The sequence below is a fragment of the Mesorhizobium sp. M0601 genome (assembly GCF_040320845.1).
GTDB lineage: Bacteria > Pseudomonadota > Alphaproteobacteria > Rhizobiales > Rhizobiaceae > Mesorhizobium.
The window spans coordinates 1-18,970 of sequence record NZ_JAMYQK010000022.1 but is presented as its reverse complement, the minus strand read 5'-3'; the positions used below and the strand labels follow the sequence as shown (position 1 = coordinate 18,970).

General features: G+C 62.0%; 17 protein-coding genes and 1 pseudogene. 12 read left to right on the top strand and 6 right to left on the bottom strand.

The genetic code is table 11. From position 1 onward, the window contains the following. Positions 1-171: 171 nt before the first annotated feature. The 8 genes from add (at position 172) to guaD (ending at position 9,845) form a co-directional block, all read left to right on the top strand. The gene (add, locus tag NKI41_RS19650) at positions 172-1,212 is read left to right on the top strand and encodes an adenosine deaminase (protein WP_352684648.1); all 1,041 of its coding nucleotides are present in this window, start codon (positions 172-174) and stop codon (positions 1,210-1,212) included. 27 nt (positions 1,213-1,239) lie between these two features. Continuing rightward, positions 1,240-2,361 carry a BMP family ABC transporter substrate-binding protein gene (locus tag NKI41_RS19645; protein WP_352684646.1) on the top strand — a complete coding sequence of 374 codons (1,122 nt, stop codon included), beginning with the start codon at positions 1,240-1,242 and terminating at the stop codon, positions 2,359-2,361. A gap of 115 nt (positions 2,362-2,476) precedes the next feature. After that, entirely contained in the window at positions 2,477-4,081 is a 1,605-nt protein-coding gene (locus NKI41_RS19640) for an ABC transporter ATP-binding protein (RefSeq protein WP_352684701.1), read from the top strand. Positions 4,082-4,083: 2 nt separating this feature from the next. Further along, positions 4,084-5,136, top strand: coding sequence for an ABC transporter permease (locus tag NKI41_RS19635; RefSeq protein ID WP_502896425.1), 1,053 nt, complete (start codon positions 4,084-4,086; stop codon positions 5,134-5,136). A gap of 10 nt (positions 5,137-5,146) precedes the next feature. Further along, a complete protein-coding gene (locus NKI41_RS19630) occupies positions 5,147-6,082 on the top strand; it encodes an ABC transporter permease (RefSeq protein ID WP_023674225.1) in 936 nt (311 codons plus the stop codon). A gap of 7 nt (positions 6,083-6,089) precedes the next feature. Further along, complete coding sequence (locus NKI41_RS19625; RefSeq protein ID WP_352684644.1) at positions 6,090-7,490, top strand: 8-oxoguanine deaminase; 1,401 nt, start codon at positions 6,090-6,092, stop codon at positions 7,488-7,490. Positions 7,491-7,513: 23 nt separating this feature from the next. Continuing rightward, on the top strand, positions 7,514-8,377 hold the full coding sequence (locus NKI41_RS19620; protein ID WP_352684642.1) for an aromatic ring-hydroxylating dioxygenase subunit alpha: 864 nt from the start codon (positions 7,514-7,516) through the stop codon (positions 8,375-8,377). Between the two features lie 100 nt (positions 8,378-8,477). Continuing rightward, positions 8,478-9,845 (top strand): guanine deaminase, encoded by a 1,368-nt coding sequence (guaD, locus tag NKI41_RS19615; protein ID WP_352684640.1) that lies wholly within the window; start codon positions 8,478-8,480, stop codon positions 9,843-9,845. 77 nt (positions 9,846-9,922) lie between these two features. Here the strand turns inward: guaD and NKI41_RS19610 are convergent, their stop codons facing one another. Together NKI41_RS19610 and NKI41_RS19605 are read right to left on the bottom strand one after the other, a co-directional pair. Next, the gene (locus NKI41_RS19610; protein WP_352684638.1) at positions 9,923-10,978 is read right to left on the bottom strand and encodes an alpha/beta fold hydrolase; all 1,056 of its coding nucleotides are present in this window, start codon (positions 10,976-10,978) and stop codon (positions 9,923-9,925) included. A gap of 346 nt (positions 10,979-11,324) precedes the next feature. Next, on the bottom strand, positions 11,325-11,909 hold the full coding sequence (locus NKI41_RS19605; protein ID WP_352502539.1) for a glutathione binding-like protein: 585 nt from the start codon (positions 11,907-11,909) through the stop codon (positions 11,325-11,327). Positions 11,910-12,269: 360 nt separating this feature from the next. On the opposite strand from NKI41_RS19605, the gene petA reads away from it, so the two are divergent. The 4 genes and pseudogenes from petA (at position 12,270) to NKI41_RS19585 (ending at position 16,643) form a co-directional block, all read left to right on the top strand. Continuing rightward, positions 12,270-12,851: a ubiquinol-cytochrome c reductase iron-sulfur subunit gene (petA, locus tag NKI41_RS19600; protein WP_502901223.1), complete on the top strand. Its 582-nt coding sequence runs from the start codon at positions 12,270-12,272 to the stop codon at positions 12,849-12,851. A 16-nt stretch (positions 12,852-12,867) separates the two neighbouring features. Beyond that, a complete protein-coding gene (locus NKI41_RS19595; protein ID WP_352684636.1) occupies positions 12,868-14,190 on the top strand; it encodes a cytochrome b in 1,323 nt (440 codons plus the stop codon). Then, positions 14,187-15,704, top strand: coding sequence for a mechanosensitive ion channel family protein (locus NKI41_RS19590; RefSeq protein ID WP_352684634.1), 1,518 nt, complete (start codon positions 14,187-14,189; stop codon positions 15,702-15,704). The genes NKI41_RS19595 and NKI41_RS19590 overlap by 4 nt, the downstream gene beginning before the upstream one ends. 26 nt (positions 15,705-15,730) lie before the next feature. Then, positions 15,731-16,643, top strand: a pseudogene (locus tag NKI41_RS19585) (pirin family protein). A 67-nt stretch (positions 16,644-16,710) separates the two neighbouring features. Here NKI41_RS19585 and NKI41_RS19580 read toward each other — a convergent pair. The 4 genes from NKI41_RS19580 to NKI41_RS19565 all read right to left on the bottom strand — a co-directional run bounded on the left by NKI41_RS19580 (position 16,711) and on the right by NKI41_RS19565 (position 18,818). Further along, the gene (locus tag NKI41_RS19580) at positions 16,711-17,142 is read right to left on the bottom strand and encodes a DUF1810 domain-containing protein (RefSeq protein ID WP_352502535.1); all 432 of its coding nucleotides are present in this window, start codon (positions 17,140-17,142) and stop codon (positions 16,711-16,713) included. 42 nt (positions 17,143-17,184) lie between these two features. After that, the gene (locus NKI41_RS19575) at positions 17,185-17,466 is read right to left on the bottom strand and encodes a GNAT family N-acetyltransferase (RefSeq protein WP_352684632.1); all 282 of its coding nucleotides are present in this window, start codon (positions 17,464-17,466) and stop codon (positions 17,185-17,187) included. A 52-nt stretch (positions 17,467-17,518) separates the two neighbouring features. Further along, on the bottom strand, positions 17,519-18,253 hold the full coding sequence (locus NKI41_RS19570) for a sensor histidine kinase (RefSeq protein WP_352684629.1): 735 nt from the start codon (positions 18,251-18,253) through the stop codon (positions 17,519-17,521). A 127-nt stretch (positions 18,254-18,380) separates the two neighbouring features. After that, on the bottom strand, positions 18,381-18,818 hold the full coding sequence (locus NKI41_RS19565) for a CBS domain-containing protein (protein ID WP_352455793.1): 438 nt from the start codon (positions 18,816-18,818) through the stop codon (positions 18,381-18,383). Positions 18,819-18,970: the final 152 nt, after the last annotated feature.

The following is an 18,970-nucleotide window of genomic DNA, read 5'->3' as shown; positions in this document are numbered from 1 at the left end:
GTTAGGCATCATTTTCTGGCTTGTGCAAGCCCCGTTTCCCTGACATCTGTTGCGTATCAGGTGATCGGACAGTTGGAAAAAGCCGCGATTATCGAACAACTCGGCAGCCGTCCGTCGCCCAAGAAAACCAGGTACGGCTTTGGGGTTGCCGATCCGGGCGAGTGAGCGTCGATGTCGTTGTCAAGTTTCATTCAGCTCATGCCGAAGGTCGAGTTGCACTTGCACCTCGAGGGCGCCGTATCCGCGGAGACATTCGCCGAGCTGGCGGCGCTGAACGCGGTGCCGCTGCCGGACGGCAGACTGACATCGGAGCTCTACAGCTACGGCAACCTGCTGGATTTCCTGAAGATTTACGATCTGGTTTGCGCCTCGATCAGGACTGCGGACGATTTCTCTCGCATCACCTTCGAGGCACTGGAGCGCTGCGCTAAAGCCGGTGCGCGCTACGTCGAACTGTTCTTCAGCCCGCATGCGCATCTGGCTCATGGCGTGGCCTATTCGACTATGCTCGAAGGCATCCTCGACGGCTTTCACCGCGCAAAGGAGCGCTATGGGCTTATGGCAAAGCTGATACCGGCGCATGCGAAGCCGCTCGGCGCGGCAGGTGGCGAGCGCTTCCTGGACATGGTTCTGGCCGAGCGCCCGGCTGAGGTGATCGGCATCGGCTTCGATTACGACGAACGCCCGAACCCGCCGCCGATGTTTGCGCGCATCGTCGAGCGAGCGCGGGCTGCCGGGCTCAATGTCACCAACCATGCGGGCGAGGATGGCCCGGCGGACTATGTCCGCGATACCGTCGACGTCCTCGGCCTGAGACGGGTCGACCACGGCTACCATGTCGTCGACGATCCGGCGCTGATGGAGCAGTGCAAGGAGATGGGCATCGTCTTCACCTGCTGTCCGAGCACGACGCTGGCCACCACCGTCTGGCGTGACCTCGCCGCGCCCGACCACGCGATCCGCCGCATGATCGAGGCCGGGCTTACCGTGACGATCCACTCCGACGATCCGCCCATGTTCGCCACGACGCTCGACCGCGAATACGCGCTGATCGCCGAAAATTTTGCGCTCGGGCCGTCGGCACTGAAGCGGATCGCGCTGGCTGGCCTGTCCGCAGCATGGCTCGATGACGACATCAAGCAGGCATGGTCGGCCGACTGGTCGGCAGAAATCGACCGCCTCATGGAAACCGAACTGTCTCTCCCGAACTGAACACGACACGGAACAAAGGACCGAAGCATGATCGACCTGCGCAATCTCTCCCGCCGAGGCTTCCTCAACATGGGCGCCGCGGCCGGCGCCTCGCTGCTCCTGCCGAAATCCGGCCTTATCACGCCCGCCAATGCACAGACGCCGCTCGCCGCCGTCGCCGAGGAAAACGCGGTCATCGCCTTCGGCCACACCGGTCCGGTGACCGATGAAGGCTGGACCTGGAGCCACGACCAGGGCATGAAGGCCGTGCAGGAAGCGTTCCCGAAGCTGAAGACGCTGTTCGTCGAAAGCATCCCCTATTCGGCCGACGCGACCCGCACCTTCCGCCAGTTCGTCTCGGAAGGTGCCAACATGGTGTTTGCCACCTCCAACTATGGCGACTTCCTCTACGACGTGGCCAAGCGTTCGCCGGACGTCGCCTTCTATGAATGCGATGGCCGCAACCCGCTCGAAAATCTCTCGACCTACTATCTCGCCCACTGGTACCCGACCTACGTCACCGGTGTCGCCGCGGGCCTGATGAGCAAGAGCGGCAAGCTCGGCTACGTCGCCTCCTTCCCTGTTCCGTCGGTCTTTTCCGGCACCAATGCCTTCCTGATGGGCGCCCGTTCGGTCAATCCCAACGCCACGATGCAGACCATCGTCATCAACTCGTGGTTCGATCCGCAGGCTGCCACCCAGGCCGGCACCGCGCTCATCGACAACGGCGCCGACCTTCTGTTCGGCATCATGGACGAAGCAGGCTATCTGCAGGTGGCCGAGCAGCGCGGCGCGAAGGCCGTGATGTGGAATACCGACATCCGCCGCTACGGGCCGAAGGCCTACGTCTCCTCGATCGCCATCGACTTCAAGAAATTCTATGTCGACCAGGTGCGCCTGCGCCTCGAAGGTAAGTGGACGCCATCGCAGACCATCCTGCCGATGGGCGGCGGTATCGACCGCGATGCCTGGGGCGAGACGGTGCCCACCGAGGTCGCAAGGCAGGCCGATGCCGTGCGCGACAAGATTCTCGGCGGCTGGAGCCCGTTCGAGGGCGAGATCAAGGACACCAAGGGCAACGTCAAGGTGGCTGCCGGCCATCGCATGACCGAAGAGGAACTCTACAACTGGGATTGGTCGATCGAAGGCGTCAGCGGCCTCCAAGCGTAATCCTGAAAGATTGCAGAGTTTTCGGATAGACTATGCGGCAGAAGCTAAAGAGCTAAGCGGGATGAATGATTTTGTTCCAGTTCATCATGCTTCGAGCGAGCACCGCTACGGCGGCATGGAGGTGCCGTCCACCTCCCCGGGACGTTACGAGCCTGGCTCCGGCGCGCCGCCGCTCGTGCTGCTCAAGGGCATCAGCAAATATTTCCCCGGCGTCGTTGCCAACCAGGACGTCGACCTGGACGTGATGCCGGGGGAGATCCACGCCTTGCTCGGCGAGAATGGCGCCGGCAAATCGACCTTGATGAACATCCTCACCGGCATCTATCAGCCGGATGCCGGTGAGATCGTCGTCGACGGCTATGCCAAGCGTTTCGCATCTCCCGTCGATGCAATCTCCGCCGGTATTGGCATGGTCCACCAGCATTTCAAGCTGGTGACCGCCTTCACGGTCGCCGAGAATATTCATCTCGGCTGGTCCGAAACGCCCAAGCGTATTGGCTCGTCGGTGCTCGAGGCGCGGACTGCCGCACTGGCCGAGAAGCTGAACCTCGCGGTACGGCCATCCGCGCGCGTCGCCGATCTTTCGACCGGCGAGCAGCAGCGCGTGGAAATCCTACGCGTGCTCGCGCGCAATGCCCGTGTTCTGATCCTCGACGAGCCGACTGCAGTGCTTACTCCGGCGGAAGCGCGCGAGCTCTTCAAGGCGCTCAAGCAGTTCGTGTCCCGGGGCAATGCGGTGATCTTCATCAGCCACAAGCTCGACGAGGTCCTGGAAATATCAGACCGCATCACCGTGCTGCGCGGCGGCCGCAAGGTGGCCACCGAAAATACCGCGGACTGCGGCGAGAAGATGCTGGCGCGCCTGATGGTTGGCCGTGAGATCGTGCTCAGCAATCTGCGTGCCAGGCAGCCAGGCGCGGCCGGCATCTCCGCCGAGCCGGTGCTCAGCCTCAAATCCGTCGTCGCGCGTGACGACGTGGGCGGCATCCTTCTCGACGAGGTTTCGCTCGACATCCATGCCGGCGAGATTCTCGGCATCGCCGGTGTGGCCGGCAACGGCCAGAAGGAGCTGACCCAGGTCGTCACCGGCTTGCGGCCGATCCACTCGGGCCAGATACTGCTCGGCGGAAAGGGCGTCACGACCGCCGGCGCGGTCGATTACGCGAAGTTCGGCGTCGGCCACATTCCCGAAGACCGGCTGCACAGTGGCCTGGCGCCGGCGCTTTCAATCACCGACAACGCCATAATCCGCGAATATGCGTCGGCGCCTGTTTCAAAGGGCTTCGCGTTCCGACCGCGCCTAGCGGCTGCTCTTGCGCGCACGATCGCCGAAGCGGCATCCGTTGCGGTGCCCAATTTCGGCATGCCCATGCGCAACCTTTCCGGCGGTAATCAGCAGCGCCTCGTCGCACGCCGCGAGATGCGCATCGCAAGCAAGGTTCTGATCGCCGCCTATCCGAGCCGTGGCCTCGATGTCGGCGCGATCAACACGATGATGCACTATCTCGTCGAATTGCGCGATGCCGGCGTCGGTGTGCTCTTCATTTCCGAGGAGCTGGAAGAGCTGTTCAACCTGTCGGATCGCATCGCCGTAATGTTCCATGGCAGGATCATGGGCGCGGTGGAGACTGCCTCCACCGACATCGAGGAAATCGGCCTGATGATGGGCGGGCAGATGCGGTCCAGTGCTGGCGCCCAGGCCGCTGCCGGGAAGCACTGACCTTGGCGATCAAGCTCCAGCGCGTTCCATCCGCGCAGCCCTCCGTTGCCTTTGCGGCACGTGCCCTGGCGATCGTGCTGGCGCTGGGGGTCGCCGGCCTGGTTCTGGCCGCTCGCGGCAATGCTCCCGTCGAACTCGCCTGGGAGGTGCTCAGCTCGACTTTTGGCTCGAGCTTCGGGCTGGAGGACGTCGGACTTCTGGTCACTCCCCTGATCCTGACCGGCCTGTCGGTCTGGGTAGCGCTGAGAATCGGCGCCTGGAACATCGGCGCGGAGGGCCAATTCTATGCCGGCGCCTTCAGCGCCACGGCGGTCGCGCTGTTCATTCCCGGCCCGACCTGGCTGATCCTGCCTGTTATGTTCACCGCTGGCGCGCTCGGCGGGCTGCTCTGGATACTGGTGCCGACGCTGGCGCGCGCCTACGCCGATGTCAGCGAACTCATCACCACCCTGCTTCTGAATTTCGTGGCGACGCTGATGGTTTATTACGTCGCCACCGGCCCATGGCTCGACCCGAGCGGCCATGCGCTCGCGACCACCGCACGTCTGCCGCATGATGTGCCTGAATTCTGGGGTATCGTACACTACGGTTTCCCGCTGGCGATCCTGCTCACCTTTGTCATCGCAGGACTGCTCAACTACACGCGCTGGGGCTACGAGGTAAGGATCGCTGGGTCGAATCCAAGCGCGGCGCTTTATGCGGGCATGCCGTTCCGCCGCCGCCTGATCGTCGTCCTGCTGATGTCGGGAGCGATCGCCGGCATCGCCGGTATGCTGGAAGTAGCTGGCACGGTGCATCGCCTGCAGGGCGGCATCTCCAACAATTTCGGCTATCTCGGCATCATGGTCGCGGTGCTGGCGCGCGGTTCCTCACTTGGCGTGCTCGCAGGCGCGGCTTTGATGGGCGTCATCCTGAATTCGGGCATCATCCTGCAAACGCAAGGCATCACCGTATCGGCCGTGCTCGCCATCACCGGACTGATCCTGTTCTTCACGGCGATCGGCAACGAACTCGCTCACTACCGCATCACGCGGACCGAACCGGTCGCGAGCTGAGGAAACACCCATGGACATGATCGCTGGACTGATACAGACCTCCATTCTCGCCGGCGGCGTGCTGGCGCTGGCGGCGCTGGGCGAGACGCTCTCCGAGCGCGCCGGCGTCGTCAATCTCGGGGTCGAAGGGCTTATGGCGCTCGGTGCAATCACTGGCATCGCGGTCGTCGTCGCCACGCCGCACCCTATGCTCGGCTTCGTCCTTGCGCTTGCCGTCGGTTTCCTCGTTGGCTGCGTCTTCGCTCTTGGCACCGTCGTCGTTAAAGCGAACCAGGTGTTGTGCGGCCTGGCGCTGACGCTGATGGGCACCGGCATGGCCGCAACGATCGGTCGCGCCTATTCCGGCATGCCGGCGCCGGCGACCTTCGCGCCGATCGCTATTCCCTATCTTAGCGACATCCCGCTGCTCGGTCGCGCGATCTTCACGCAGAACATCCTTGTCTACCTGATCTACATCGTCCTGCCGGTTGTGCTGCACTACATCATGTTCCGCACGCGCCACGGGCTGAACATGCGCGCGGTGGGCGAAAACCCCGCGGCAGCCGACGCCGCCGGTATTTCGGTGCAAAGCATCCGCTTCTGGTATGTCGCCGCGGGCTCGGCGCTGGCGGCCGGCGCCGGCGCTTACCTCACGCTTGCCTTCGTTCCCTCCTGGTCGGAAGGCGTCGTGGCCGGCCGCGGCTGGATTGCCGTCTCTCTCGTCATCTTCGCAGGCTACCGGCCCCTCAACGCCGTGCTGGCCGCTCTGCTGTTCGGTCTCATCACCTCGCTCGGCTTCGTCGGCCAAGCACGCAACTGGCCGATCGCGGCGCCGATCCTGTCGATGCTGCCCTATCTCGGCACGATCGCCCTGATCATCGTGCCGGTGCTTGCCTGGCAGCGCATGCGCCGGGTAATGGCCGCGCCGGCTGCTCTCGGCGAACCCTATTTCCGCGACATGCGTTGAGACCGTCATGCCCCGCCTGCTTGTCAAGAACATCGATCTGCTCGCCACCTTCGATGGTACGCGCCGCGAGATTTCCGACGGCGCCTTGTTGATCGACGACAACGTCATCGAAGCGGTCGGCACCACCGCGGAACTCAGTGCCTCCAGTGCCGACGAGGTGCTCGACCTATCGGGCCATGTCGTCATGCCGGGCATGGTGAACACGCATCATCATATGTACCAGAACCTCACCCGCGTGATGGCTCAGAACGACGAGCTGCTTGTCTGGCTGAAGACGCTCTATCCGATCTGGGCCGAGCTCGACGACGATGCGATAGGTGTCTCGGCGCGCGTAGCGATGGCCGAGCTTATCCATTCGGGCTGCACGACCAGCTCCGATCACCTCTACATCTTGCCCAACAACTGCACGCTCGACGCGACGATCGGTGCGGCCCGCGATATCGGTCTGCGTTTCCACGCTGCGCGTGGAGCCATGTCGCGCGGCGAAAGCCAGGGCGGCTTGCCGCCGGATCGCTGCGTCGAAAAGGAAGAGGATATCCTGAAGGATGCCGAACGGCTGATCGGCGGCTATCACGACGCGTCGCGGCATTCAATGAGCCGAATCATCCTGGCTCCTTGCTCGCCGTTCTCGCTGACTCCGGAGTTGATGCGCGATGCGGCATCACTGGCGCGCAGCCACAAGGGCGTGAACCTGCATTCGCACCTTGCCGAAGAGCTTTTCGAGGAGAAGTACTGCCTCGAAATCTATGGCAAACGGCCGGTCGAGTTCGCCGAATCCGTCGGCTGGCTCGGTGACGACGTCTGGTTCGCCCACTCGATTTTCATGACCAGCGACGAGATCGACCGCTTCGCCGAAACCGGCACCGGGGTCGCCCATTGCCCGTCGGCTAACATGCGCTGCGGCCAGGGCATCGCGAAGATCCGCGAGATGCTCGACAAGGGCGTGAAGGTCGGCCTTGGCGTCGACGGCTCGGCCTCGAACGACACGTCGAACCTGTTCATGGAAGCGCGGCTGGCGCTGATGCTTCAGCGTGTCGCGCCGCACCACTACCTCTCCGAAAAGCCCGGCGGCCGCGGCGGTTTCGGCGGCACGCCGACGGCGCTGTCCGCGCGCGAGGCCCTCGAAATGGCGACGCGCGGTGGCGCTGCCCTGCTCGGCCGCAATGACATCGGCCATCTCGCGCCCGGCATGTGCGCCGACTTCATCGCGGTCAAACGCAGCCAACTCGGCCTTTCCGGCACCGAGCGCGACCCGCTCGCCGCGCTGGTGCTTTGCGGACCCTTCAAGGTCGACTATTCCTACATCAACGGCCGGCAGATTATCGCGAGAGGCGACTTCGCCTCTTTCGATGTCGAGGCGGCGATGGCCGACCACCGGGCCGTGATGGACCGCATCTATCGGCAGTGAGATAGCACAGGAAGGACGCAACAATGACCATTAAGCGAGCTGCGGAGCAGGCGGCCCTCGACCAATGGTATTGCATTGACGCGCTGAACGAGATTCCGGTCGGCACGATGCCGAACCGGCTTCTGGGCATCGATCTGTTGGTAGCCCGCGATACGGCAGGCGCGGTCAATGTGTCGCGTGCCGGCGACGGCAGCCAAGTCCCGGCCAGGGAACGCTACGGCTATCTATGGATCACGCTCGGCATGCCGGCCGGCGATGTGCTGTCGATCCCGGAGGCCTATGAGGACGACCGCCGGCCTGTCGTTTGCGGAGCGATCGCGGTAAAGGCGTCCGGCCTGCGCATCGTCGAGAATTTCCTCGACATGGCGCATTTCCCCTTCGTCCATACCGACATATTGGGCGCCGAGCCGCACACGGAAGTGCGGCATTACACAACCGAAATCCGCCGCGACGTGGATGAGGTGTGGGCGACCAACTGCGAATTCTTCCAGCCGCAGGCAGCACTCTCGGCGACCGGCGGCATCATGACCCAATACATGTACCGGGTCGCCAATCCTTTCGCGGTGATGCTCTACAAGACCTGCCCCAACTCGGCTACCCGGTGGGACGTGATCTGTCTGTTCGTGCAGCCCCTCGATCCGGACCGCTGCCGCGCGCACCCCGTCATGTTCCTGATCGACGACGTATCGACCACGACCGAACTTGTGCAGTTCCAGCAGCTCATCTTCCTGCAGGACCGCATCATCCTGGAGAACCAACGGCCACTTCTTTTGCCGCTCGAGCCGCGCGCGGAAATCCCGACGCGGGCCGACGGCTCGTCGATCGCCTATCGCCGCTGGCTGAAGGAGAAGGGCATCACCTACGGCACGACGGCGCAAGCCGCATGAGCGGCAGCCCTTCCGATATTGTCATCGGCATCGACGGACGGGCAATCACGCTCTGGCGCTTCGCGACGGCAGTGCGTAGCTGTTCTTCGGCGGAGGACAGGTGAGCGACCTGAGCGGCAAGACGCTTCTGGCCAGCGGCTTTCACGCGCCGGAGCGCGGGCTCGTGGAAGAGTTGCTCCATGCCCTGATCGCAATCGATCAATCAGGCATCATCGCCTCGGTGCTGCATCCGCATGATGCCGGCTATGACGAGGCGCTGGAGGCCGCGCGCCGGACCGGTTCGCTGGCGACCTTGCCGGCGCAGAGTTATCTGCTGCCCGGCTTCCTCGATCTTCACGTGCACGCGCCGCAATATCCGCAGCTCGGCCGGGCGCTGGACGTGCCGCTCGAGGCCTGGCTCCACAAACACACCTTTCCCCTGGAGGCGCGCTACGCCGATCTCGCCTTCGCGCGGCGCAGCTACGGCCTGCTGGTCGACGACCTGATCGCTAACGGCACGACCACAGCGCTCTACTTCGCAACCATCCACCAGGACGCGACAAGGCTGCTCGTCGACATTTGCCTCGAACGTGGGCAACGTGCGCTGGTCGGCAAAGTGGCGATGGACAATCCCGACGAGTGCCCGGCCTATTATCGCGATAGCTCGGCGGACGCGGCCATTGATGGCACGCGCGCTCTGATCGACTACGTGCATCGGCATCCAGACAATGCTACGGGACGGGTAAAGCCGGTCATTACGCCGCGCTTCATCCCCTCCTGTACCGACGCCGCCCTCGAAGGGCTCGGCACGCTTGCGCAGGAATGCGGCTGCCATGTGCAGACGCATTGCTCGGAGAGCGACTGGGCGCATGGCTACGTGCTGCAGCGCCACGGGATCAGCGACACGTCTAGCCTTGATCGCTTTGGCCTGCTGCGCGCCGGCAGCGTGCTCGCGCACGCCAATTTCATCACGCTTGCCGACATGGAGACGATCCGCGTGCGCAAGGCGGCCGTGGCGCACTGCGCCGTTTCCAACGCCTACTTCGCAGGCGCCGTGTTCCCGTTGAGGGCGGCCCTCGAGAAGGGTGTCAAGGTCGGGCTCGGCACCGATATTTCCGGGGGACCGAGCGCCTCGATGTTCGATGCGATGCGCGCGACGGTCATGTCGTCGCGCATGCTGGAAACCGGCACCGACCCGGCGCTAGCGGCCGAGACGCGCGGCACGGCCGGAACAACACGCGTCGACTTTCGCGAGGCCTTCCACCTGGCGACGGCAGGCGGCGGCGCGGCACTCGGCCTGCCTGTGGGACGATTCTCGCCTGGCTACCACTTCGATGCGATCCTGGTCGACACCGCCGCGCCCAGAGGCACAATTCACCTGTGGGACGAACTCGACGACGGCGACGGCATCCTTCAGAAGATCGTCTACTCCGCTTCCAGGGCCAACATCGCGTCGGTCTGGGTCGGCGGGAGAGCTGTTCTCGCCTAAGCGGACGGGAGGCTGTGCCGAGAACCAGGACTCTTCCCGTGTTATTCCTTACGGTCGGGCCACGTCATGGATTTTGATCAGTATTCGCCGACGTCGATGACAGCCTGGGCAAAGTCTTGCGGGGCTTCTTGAGGCAAGTTGTGGCCGATACCGCCGGTGATGATCCGGTGCGTGTATCTGCCCGAGAATTTCTTGGCGTAGGAACTGCTGTCGGGATGGGGTGCGCCATTGGCATCACCCTCAAGGGTAATGGTCGGCACTGTGATCACGGGAGCTTCGGCCAGCCGGTTTTCCAGAACGTCATATTCCGGCTCGCCCTGTGCCAGGCCGAGTCTCCAGCGGTAATTGTGAATGACGATGCTGACGTGATCCGGGTTGTCCAGTGCTGCGGCGCTGCGCTGGAAGATGTCATCGTCGAAATTCCACTGCGGCGAAGCGAGTTGCCAGATGAGTTTGGCGAAATCGCGCGTGTATTTCTCGTAGCCGGCGCGGCCGCGATCGGTGGCGAAGTAATACTGATACCACCATTGAAGCTCCGCCTCCGGTGCCAGCGGCACCATGCCGACCTGCTGATTTCCGATGAGATAGCCGCTCACCGAGACGATCGCCTTGCAACGCTCAGGCCAGAGCGCGGCAACGACATTGGCCGTTCGAGCGCCCCAGTCGCAGCCGGCGATCGTGGCCTTTTCGATCCCCAGCGCATCCATCAGGGCCATCGTATCCGCGGCGAGCGCCGACTGCTGGCCGTTGCGCATCGTCTCGTCCGACAGGAAGCGCGTAGTGCCGTAGCCGCGCAGGTAGGGCACAATCACGCGGTACCCTTTTGCGGCAAGCAGGGGAGCGACATCGGCGTAGGTGTGAATGTCATAAGGCCAGCCATGAAGCAGGATCACTGGGGCACCTTCGGCGGGCCCCAGCTCCGCATATCCGACGCTCAGTTTTCCGGCATTGACCTGCCCGAGCGAGCCGAATGATTCCGGCCTGGCTTGCGTCGCGGACGCCCTCGCCTCGACCGTCCAAGTGGCCGCCGGCTCGCTCAAGCCGAGTTCGGTGGCGGCGAACGTCATTGCTGCAGCACCAACAATGCGCCGGCGGCGATGATCGACCGTGTCGGGAGCTTTACTCGCATTCATGATGAAGCCTCTGTAATGACCAACAAGCAGGAACGACCGGACCCGCCCGCCTCATCGGCCGACAGGAAATGTTGCCTATTTCGATGGTGACTGCGGGCGGCGGACCAACCACTGTAACACTCGGCCAGGAGGCAGTGCGGCGAACTCTGATTGAATGCCGGTCAGGTCAAGCGTTTCCTCGATTTCCCTCCTCAGAAATTCGAGACTTAGGCCGTCCCCGCGCTTGGAAGCGGCTGGATGTAGATGTAGCATCCGCAGGAACGGCAGCATGAGAATGACTCCTGATCTTCTGTTTGGGCGAGAGGACATGTTGCATCTGGTCTTATGCTCGAAGTCGCCCTCGGCTTCAGACGAGGCCCTCACGATCCATTGCGATGCGCACGGCCGGTCGGGCAGCCATTCGGACGCGAAGGGCTTGCAAAGGCGCGGGAACAGGGACGTGGAAGCGGGCCGCCCAAAGCAGCATCACGAAAAGATAAAAATCCGCGACGCTGGGTTTGTCGCCGAACAGATAGTCGGTCTCGAGCCCGTCAGCGAAGAACTCGAGTTGGCTCGTAATCGTCGCGCTCGCCCTGGCCTTTTCGGCATCGCTGCTTTGGTGCCACATCGGCTTGAAGCTTCGGTGTATTTCAGTTGAGACGTAGGTCAGCGCTTCGAGAAGGCGGGTACGGCCCAACGGCCCCGCCACTGCCAGTGGCGGGTATTGCGACGCAATCCAGTCGAGGACGGCGATATTTTCCGTCAGCGTTTCGCCGCTATCCAGCACGAGGGCTGGAACATAGCCCTTGCGCGTGACGGTAGTGAAATCATCCCCGGAGCCTGTCCGTTTGGTCTTGAGGTTCACACTTTCGCGCTCGAAGGAAACACCGGCCTCTTCCAGAGCGATGTGGTCCGCCAGGCTGCAGGCGAGAGGGCTGTAGTAGAGTTTCACCGCTTTTCCCTTTTCTGAACCCGATTGAATCCCGCAATTGGTCGTCGCCGAGCGGAAAACCTGCCCCGCGCCACGCGAGACAACCGCTCCAGAAACTCGCACTTGGCGGAGACGACGACTACGACACCGACAGCTAGACGTGCCTATGCCGAGGTATGGTCGGACTGAAGTTCGGGATCGCCGTGCGCAATGCCGGGACGTATGCCAGCTCAGCGGCCAACGGTTATCTGGAGGAATCCAGAACCTTCCATGATGGCATCATCGCCAGCCCGGCCAGTCCTTCGCTCAGGAAATCCTAAACGAAAGTATTGGACGCACGTGCCGTTGGCACGATGGCTCACACCCGGCCACGGCCGGCATATTCCGCGCGGCACGAGCAGACTGGAAACGCGAAAGCCGTGGTCTGACTTTTGCTCGATTGCCACCAACGCGATGACGCAGCTTCCGACAATAGGAGTCGCCATCATGGCCGACCTTTCCGAAACCTCCACAGCCGAGCACACATTGCGCGTCGAGGCGCCCGCCGCGATCGAGGTCGACGTCTCCTCGCTGACGCCGGGAACGTCGGTGATCGTCGACTGGCACGGCAAGCCGGTTGTCGTGCGCAACCGCACCGAAAAAGAGAGGAAGGACGGCCAGGCAGTCAGTCTCGCCGAACTCAAAGATCCAATTGCCCGCAACGCCAACCTGCCGGCCGATGCGCCGGCAACCGACGCCAATCGAACTATGCCGGGCAAGGAAGCCTGGGTGGTGATGATCCAGGTCTGCACCCATCTCGGCTGCATCCCGCATGGCCAGGAAGGCGATTTCGACGGCTGGTTCTGCCCCTGCCATGGTTCGCAATACGACACCGCCGGCCGCGTCCGGAAGGGGCCGGCACCCGAGAACATGGCGGTGCCGGTGTTCCAATTCGTTTCCGACACCAAGATCCGTATCGGCTGAGGCAGGGGGCATTTCGATGAGCGGCGGCAAACACTCGACCTATACGCCCAAAACCAGAATCGAACGTTGGTTCGACGCCCGCCTGCCGCTGCCGCGGCTGGTCTATGACAGCTTCATCGTCTATCCCGTCCCGCGCAACCTGAACTATGCCTATACGTTCGGCGGCATTCTCACGATCATGCTGGTTTCACAGATCCTGACCGGCATCGTGCTGGCGATGCATTACGCCCCTGATACGGGGCTGGCCTTCAACTCGGTCGAGCAGATTATGCGCGACGTGAATTCGGGCTGGCTGCTGCGCTATCTCCATTCCAACGGCGCGTCGTTCTTCTTCATTGCCGTCTACCTCCACATCTGCCGCGGGCTCTACTATGGTTCGTACAAGGCGCCGCGTGAGCTGCTGTGGGTGCTCGGTTGCACCAACCTCCTGCTGATGATGGCGACGGCCTTCATGGGCTACGTGCTGCCCTGGGGCCAGATGAGCTTCTGGGGCGCTACTGTCATCACCGGCTTCTTCACCGCCATCCCGTTGGTCGGCGACTGGATCCAGCAGCTTTTGCTCGGCGGCTTCGCGGTCGACAATCCGACGCTGAACCGCTTCTTTGCGCTGCATTACCTGCTGCCATTTGTGCTTGTGGGCGTGGTGACCTTGCATATCTGGGCGCTTCACGTCGTCGGCCAGAACAATCCGACCGGCATCGAGGTCAAATCGAAAACCGATGTCGTGGACTTCACGCCCTATGCCACCGTCAAAGATGCCTTCGGCATCCTCGTGTTCCTGTTCTTCTTCGCCTATTTCGTCTTCTACCTGCCGAACTACCTCGGCCATCCCGACAACAACAGCATCGCCAATCCGCTGAAGACGCCGGCCCACATCGTGCCGGAATGGTACTTCCTGCCGTTTTACGCGATCCTGCGGGCCATCACCTTCAATATCGGGCCTATCGATTCCAAGCTCGGCGGCGTGCTCGCGATGTTCGGCTCGATCGCCGTGCTGTTCCTGGTGCCGTGGCTCGACACCTCGAAGGTGCGCTCGGCGGTCTATCGGCCCTGGTACAGGGTGCTCTTCTGGCTGTTCGTTGCCAATGCCCTCTTTCTCGGCTGGCTCGGCTCCCGGCCGGCGGAAGGCGCATACGTCGTCATGTCCCAACTGGCGACGCTTTACTATTTTGCGTTCTTCATCATCGCCATGCCGGTGCTCGGGCTGATCGAAAAGCCGCGACGGCTGCCGAATTCGATCACCGAAGCAGTTCTCGAAAAAGACAAGGCCAGCGCCAGAGGCCCGATCGCCGGGCCGGAGACCAAACGTTGGACCGGGCATCGCGGTGATCGTTCATGAACTGGTGGAACTCTCCTCTGGTCTACATCGTATTGCTCGGCCTCGCCGGGATCGTCGTTTGGTCTCTCATCCCCAGACGCTTCGCCAATGCGAAGCTGGTCGTCCAACTCGCCTTTTTCGTCGTGATGTCGGCCATGGTTCTCCACCTGCGCGTCGTGCCGTACGAAGCCGCACGGGACAACGAGACAACCGGAGGAGCGATCCTCATCGGCTCGGTCAAGCTGCTCTGGTGGGTTCACCTTGCCTGGGCGCTGATCGGATTTGTCCGTATCTATCTCGTCTTCGAGCGACAGCCGCGCGAGGCACGTCTCCTGCAGGACGTCGTGGTCGGTGTCGTCTACGCTGGAATGTGCCTGTCGATCCTGGCGTTTGTCTTTGCAGTGCCGGTCGGAACGCTCATTGCCACGTCGGGCGTGTTTGCCGTCATCCTGGGACTGGCGCTCCAGAATACGCTTGGTGACGTATTTTCGGCGATCGCGCTTAACCTCGGCCGCCCTTACGCGCTTGGAGACTGGATCATTCTGGGCGACGGAACCGAAGGCCGCGTTGTCGAGACCAATTGGCGGTCGACCCAACTTCTGACCCCGACACACAATGTCGTGGCGCTGCCAAACAGCCTTCTCGCCAAGATCGGGGTAACAAATCTAAGCGGTCCGGACGAGAGCCATGGACTTGCCGTAACCGTCAAGGTGGCGCCAACGAAGACGCCGGCGATCATCGTAGACCTCATGCGCACTGTCTTGCTGAGCTGCAATTCGATCCTCCAGGACCCTTCGCCTTCGGTCACCATCAGAAGCCTGGATGCCGCAGCTATCGAGATCGAGTTGTTTTTTCGCGTCGCAAGTATCGACCAGCGAAGTGCCGCTCGGAACGAAATCTTCGATCTCATTTATCGCCATTCAAAGTCGACCGGCATGCTGCTGGCGGAGCCATTTTCGGGCTCGATTGCCATGACCAACCGGCCGGGCCACGAGACGGCGGCCTCCCAAGGCTTCACCCCGATCGAACTCATCAATTCCATACCGGTATTCTCGGCGCTAACGGATACCGAGCAGGGTTCGCTCGCCAAAGCGGCCTCGGTTCGCACCTACCATAAGGGCGAAATCATCGCACGACAGGGAGAGATGCTGCCGTCGCTCATGATCGTTCGGACGGGCGTCATCGTCCGGCAAATTGGCGAGGACGATGATCAACTGCAGGAGATCTCCCGGCTTGCACCTGGCGATTTCTTCGGCGAGACCGGCTTGCTCGCCGGTATTGGCGAGATGTCGAGTTTGCGGGCAATGACCCCTGTCACGGTTTACGACATAGACCAGGAAAGCTTTGCGCCTCTGCTGCACGACAGGCCCGAAATGGCCGAAGATCTTGCCGCGATCCTGTCGATGAGGGTGTCGGCTTTTAATGAAAGCGGCATCGCCGGACAGCACCACGCGAGCTCCAAATTCGCGCTCCTCAAAGCCATTCAGACAGTCTTTCGAGCCGCTCCGTTCAAGCGCGTTCGAGCACCTGGCTGACAAGGCATGCAGAAGGACAGAGATCCATGACCGTCCGCCAAAGCGGTATCACAGGCATCGATACACTCATCCAGCCAGCTATCCGTGATTTTGCGGACGGACTGAAGATAAGGCGCGTATTGCCGGTCCTCGGATCGCCTGATGATCGGGCCCTTCATCCTGTTCGACCATTTCGGCCCCGCTATATTCGACGCAGGTCACGGTTTCGATATGGGACCGCATCCGCATATCGGCGTTGCGGCCGTGACCTACCTGATCGATGGCGAGATCGTCCATCGCGACAATTTGGGTAAAGTGCAGACCATCCGTCCTGGCGAGGTCAACTGGATGACGGCCGGGTCGGGCATCGTCCATTCCGAGCGCACGCCACCGGAAGTCCGGGCGTCGGCAAGCAATCTCTTCGGCGCTCAGGCTTGGATCGCCCTCCCCTCCCGCTATGAAGAAATTGCCGCCGACGTCGCACATTTTGGCGCTCCCGAAATACAGAGGATCTGTGCCGACGGCGTCGAGTTTGCGTTGATCGCCGGCGCGTCCGACGGGTTGGTCTCGCCGGTAAGGACGTTCTCCGACATGGTCTATGCCGAAATTGTGCTCACGAGCGGCGCGCGCTACCAGGTTAAACCCGAACACGGTGAGCGTGCGATCTACATCGTCGCCGGTGAGGTTGGAATTGTCGGCCAGCTCGGTACGTTTCATGAGGCCGAATTAGTAGCTCTGGCGCCCGGCGCTGAGATTGTGCTCCAGGCGCCTGCCTTCCATGCGGCGAGACTGATGCTGATAGGAGGTGAGCCCCTGGCCGAGCCACGTCATATCTTTTGGAACTTCGTCTCCTCTTCAGCCGAACGGATCGAGCAGGCAAAGGCGGATTGGCGCGAACGCCGCTTCCCCGGCGTGCCGGGAGAGCACGAGCTCATGCCTCTGCCAGATGGCAGCGTGTGAGGGATAAGGCAGCGGATGGTGACCTCAGCGCCGCGACAGCTTTACGCCGGGTGGCGCAGGCAGACCACTACGATATCAAGTAGAGATCGTTCATCGTTTCCTCATCGAGCAAACCGTCGAACCAGACGTCGAAGATTGTCTCGAGCAGGAACTCGTCGTTGCTTGCTTCGGAAAACAGCGTGAGGGACGCGTGCAACTTCTTCGCATCAACGTCACCGAAGACAGCGCGAGCGCTTAGGCCGGAGAGCCGTTGCAGGGTGCCAACGCATTCCCGATAACGGCCTCCGAGGATCGGAAACGAGAGATAGGCGCTGGCTTCGTCGAGCGATGTGATTGCATATGGCTCAGGCGCTGTACCACTTCGCCTTGTGGCCAACCTTGGGAAGATGAACTCCATGTAGGGAGTGCACATCATCCCTCGACGTAGAATGGCCAGCGCGTCGTCGTAGACCGGATCCTGTGCGCTGACGAATCTCTGCAAATCATACTCGTCAGGCATTTGGATAGATCCTTGGGAAACCCTCAACATTCGTGCCCATGACTAGCCGCCGACGACATCTGCATAGTCCGGGTGCTTGGCGAAAAAGCGGCTCATGAAGGGACATTTCAAGATCGCTTTACGGCCGGTCTTGCGGAGCAGTTCGAAGGTTCCTTGGGCCAATTGCGACGCGATCCCTTGTCCGGAAAATTCCGACGGGACTTCGGTGTGTATCAGCGCAACCGTCCCGCCCTCGAGCCGATAATAGGCCGCCGCAAACATATCACCGGCGATCGGCAGCTCGAAACGGTGCTGTTGGACGTTTTCGACGACTTGTGCATCCATCTTTATCTCTCGATTGTATGTCACGTGTCACCGGAGGCAGATTGGCGGGCCGCTATCGCATCGCAGGCAACCGCAGAGTGACGGTCGTGCCTGCCCCAAGTGTGCTCTGAATATCGATGCTTCCGCCTGATTGCTCCGCAAAGTGCTTCACCATCGGCAAACCGACGCCGCCGAGGCCTTCGCTTTTGGTGGTGAAGAACGGATCGAAGGCGCAGACCATCGTCTCGCTGGTCATCCCGATACCGTTGTCCGCGACGCGGATGTCTACCTGACCGGCGGCAGAGTTTTCAGAGGCCAAGCCGGCATCGATCGAGATGAAACCGCCGTCAGGCATTGCATCGCGCGCGTTGAACAGAAGATTCAGAACCGCATTTTGCAATCCAAAGCGATCGCATCTCACCAAAGGCAGGTCGGACCCAACCCGAAGCTCAAGACCGAAATTGGCATCCAAGGCGCTCCGTACGAGGGTTTCGATCTCAGCCAGGCAAGCACCTACGTTTGTGTATTCGATTTCCACGTGGCTCTCTCGGGCCAGGCTGATGGTTTGCCGGACAAGGCCACCAGCCCGCTCCAAAGCCGTTTTGGCGCCGGCTATTACAGGCCCGAGCGCCGGAGCCGCTTGGATGCTCGGATCGCGGGCCAGGTGGTTCAACGCCGACGAGGCGACCTGAATGAGATTGCCCAGGTCATGGACGATGCCGGCCGTCGACATTTGCACGGACATACCACTTCCAGGGCCATCGGGCGGGCCGTCGAAGACATCTTCTTTTATGTCCGGACGAAACATTTCGTTCCCCGCTGGCTAAGTCGGCACCTATTGGCTTCAACACGCTATAATTTATGGCTTTTATTTTCCATTATATCTAAGAAGACGCCGATACATACTTCCGTATATTCAATCGCGAGACGATGCTCTATTGATAGCCGATCCCGCTGATGTAGTTGGCAAGCAGCCGTTCCTGCAGTTCCTCTTGTTTGAAGAGCGCCTTCATCGCATCACGGATATCGAGGACGCCTAGCGGTTTCGAGTCGGCCCCGAGCACCGGCACATTCTGCAGGCCTTGCGCGGCCATGGTCTGCCAGACTGAATGAAGATCATCATCGGGACCACAGGACACGATGGACCGGCTCATCAATGCCGCAATCGGCGCTTCTGTTGGCCCTGAATTCGCCAGATGGCGGACAAGGTCGGACTTGCTCAGCACGCCTGCCGCCTCCCCACTGCCGTGGCACACCACGACCAGGCCTATTGCGGGCCTGGAAAGTGAGAGTGCCGCACTGCGGAGTGGAGCGTCGACATCGACCACCATGAGACGGGCCGATATTACTGGATGCAGACTGTCAATTCGCATGACGCCCTCCTGAGAGCGCCTCGCGGCCGCGGCCGCGGGGCTGGGATCGGTTCCAGTGTTGGTCGCCGAGCTCGGCGCCGTCGTGCGGCCGGGCCGCAAGTGCCGCCCACCCCGGCCAGTCTGAACCCCGTGCCAAAAATATGGGAGAGGTG

Excerpts from the sequence above, each read along its gene's own strand:
- NKI41_RS19645 (WP_352684646.1), top strand. The coding sequence starts at position 1,240 with ATGATCGACCTGCGCAATCTCTCCCGCCGAGGCTTCCTCAACATGGGC.
- NKI41_RS19570 (WP_352684629.1), bottom strand. The coding sequence starts at position 18,253 with ATGTTTCGTCCGGACATAAAAGAAGATGTCTTCGACGGCCCGCCCGAT.
- NKI41_RS19595 (WP_352684636.1), top strand. The coding sequence starts at position 12,868 with ATGAGCGGCGGCAAACACTCGACCTATACGCCCAAAACCAGAATCGAA.
- NKI41_RS19640 (WP_352684701.1), top strand. The coding sequence starts at position 2,477 with ATGGAGGTGCCGTCCACCTCCCCGGGACGTTACGAGCCTGGCTCCGGC.
- NKI41_RS19580 (WP_352502535.1), bottom strand. The coding sequence starts at position 17,142 with ATGCCTGACGAGTATGATTTGCAGAGATTCGTCAGCGCACAGGATCCG.
- NKI41_RS19565 (WP_352455793.1), bottom strand. The coding sequence starts at position 18,818 with ATGCGAATTGACAGTCTGCATCCAGTAATATCGGCCCGTCTCATGGTG.
- NKI41_RS19590 (WP_352684634.1), top strand. The coding sequence starts at position 14,187 with ATGAACTGGTGGAACTCTCCTCTGGTCTACATCGTATTGCTCGGCCTC.
- NKI41_RS19610 (WP_352684638.1), bottom strand. The coding sequence starts at position 10,978 with ATGAATGCGAGTAAAGCTCCCGACACGGTCGATCATCGCCGCCGGCGC.
- add (WP_352684648.1), top strand. The coding sequence starts at position 172 with ATGTCGTTGTCAAGTTTCATTCAGCTCATGCCGAAGGTCGAGTTGCAC.
- NKI41_RS19630 (WP_023674225.1), top strand. The coding sequence starts at position 5,147 with ATGGACATGATCGCTGGACTGATACAGACCTCCATTCTCGCCGGCGGC.
- NKI41_RS19625 (WP_352684644.1), top strand. The coding sequence starts at position 6,090 with ATGCCCCGCCTGCTTGTCAAGAACATCGATCTGCTCGCCACCTTCGAT.
- NKI41_RS19620 (WP_352684642.1), top strand. The coding sequence starts at position 7,514 with ATGACCATTAAGCGAGCTGCGGAGCAGGCGGCCCTCGACCAATGGTAT.
- NKI41_RS19575 (WP_352684632.1), bottom strand. The coding sequence starts at position 17,466 with ATGGATGCACAAGTCGTCGAAAACGTCCAACAGCACCGTTTCGAGCTG.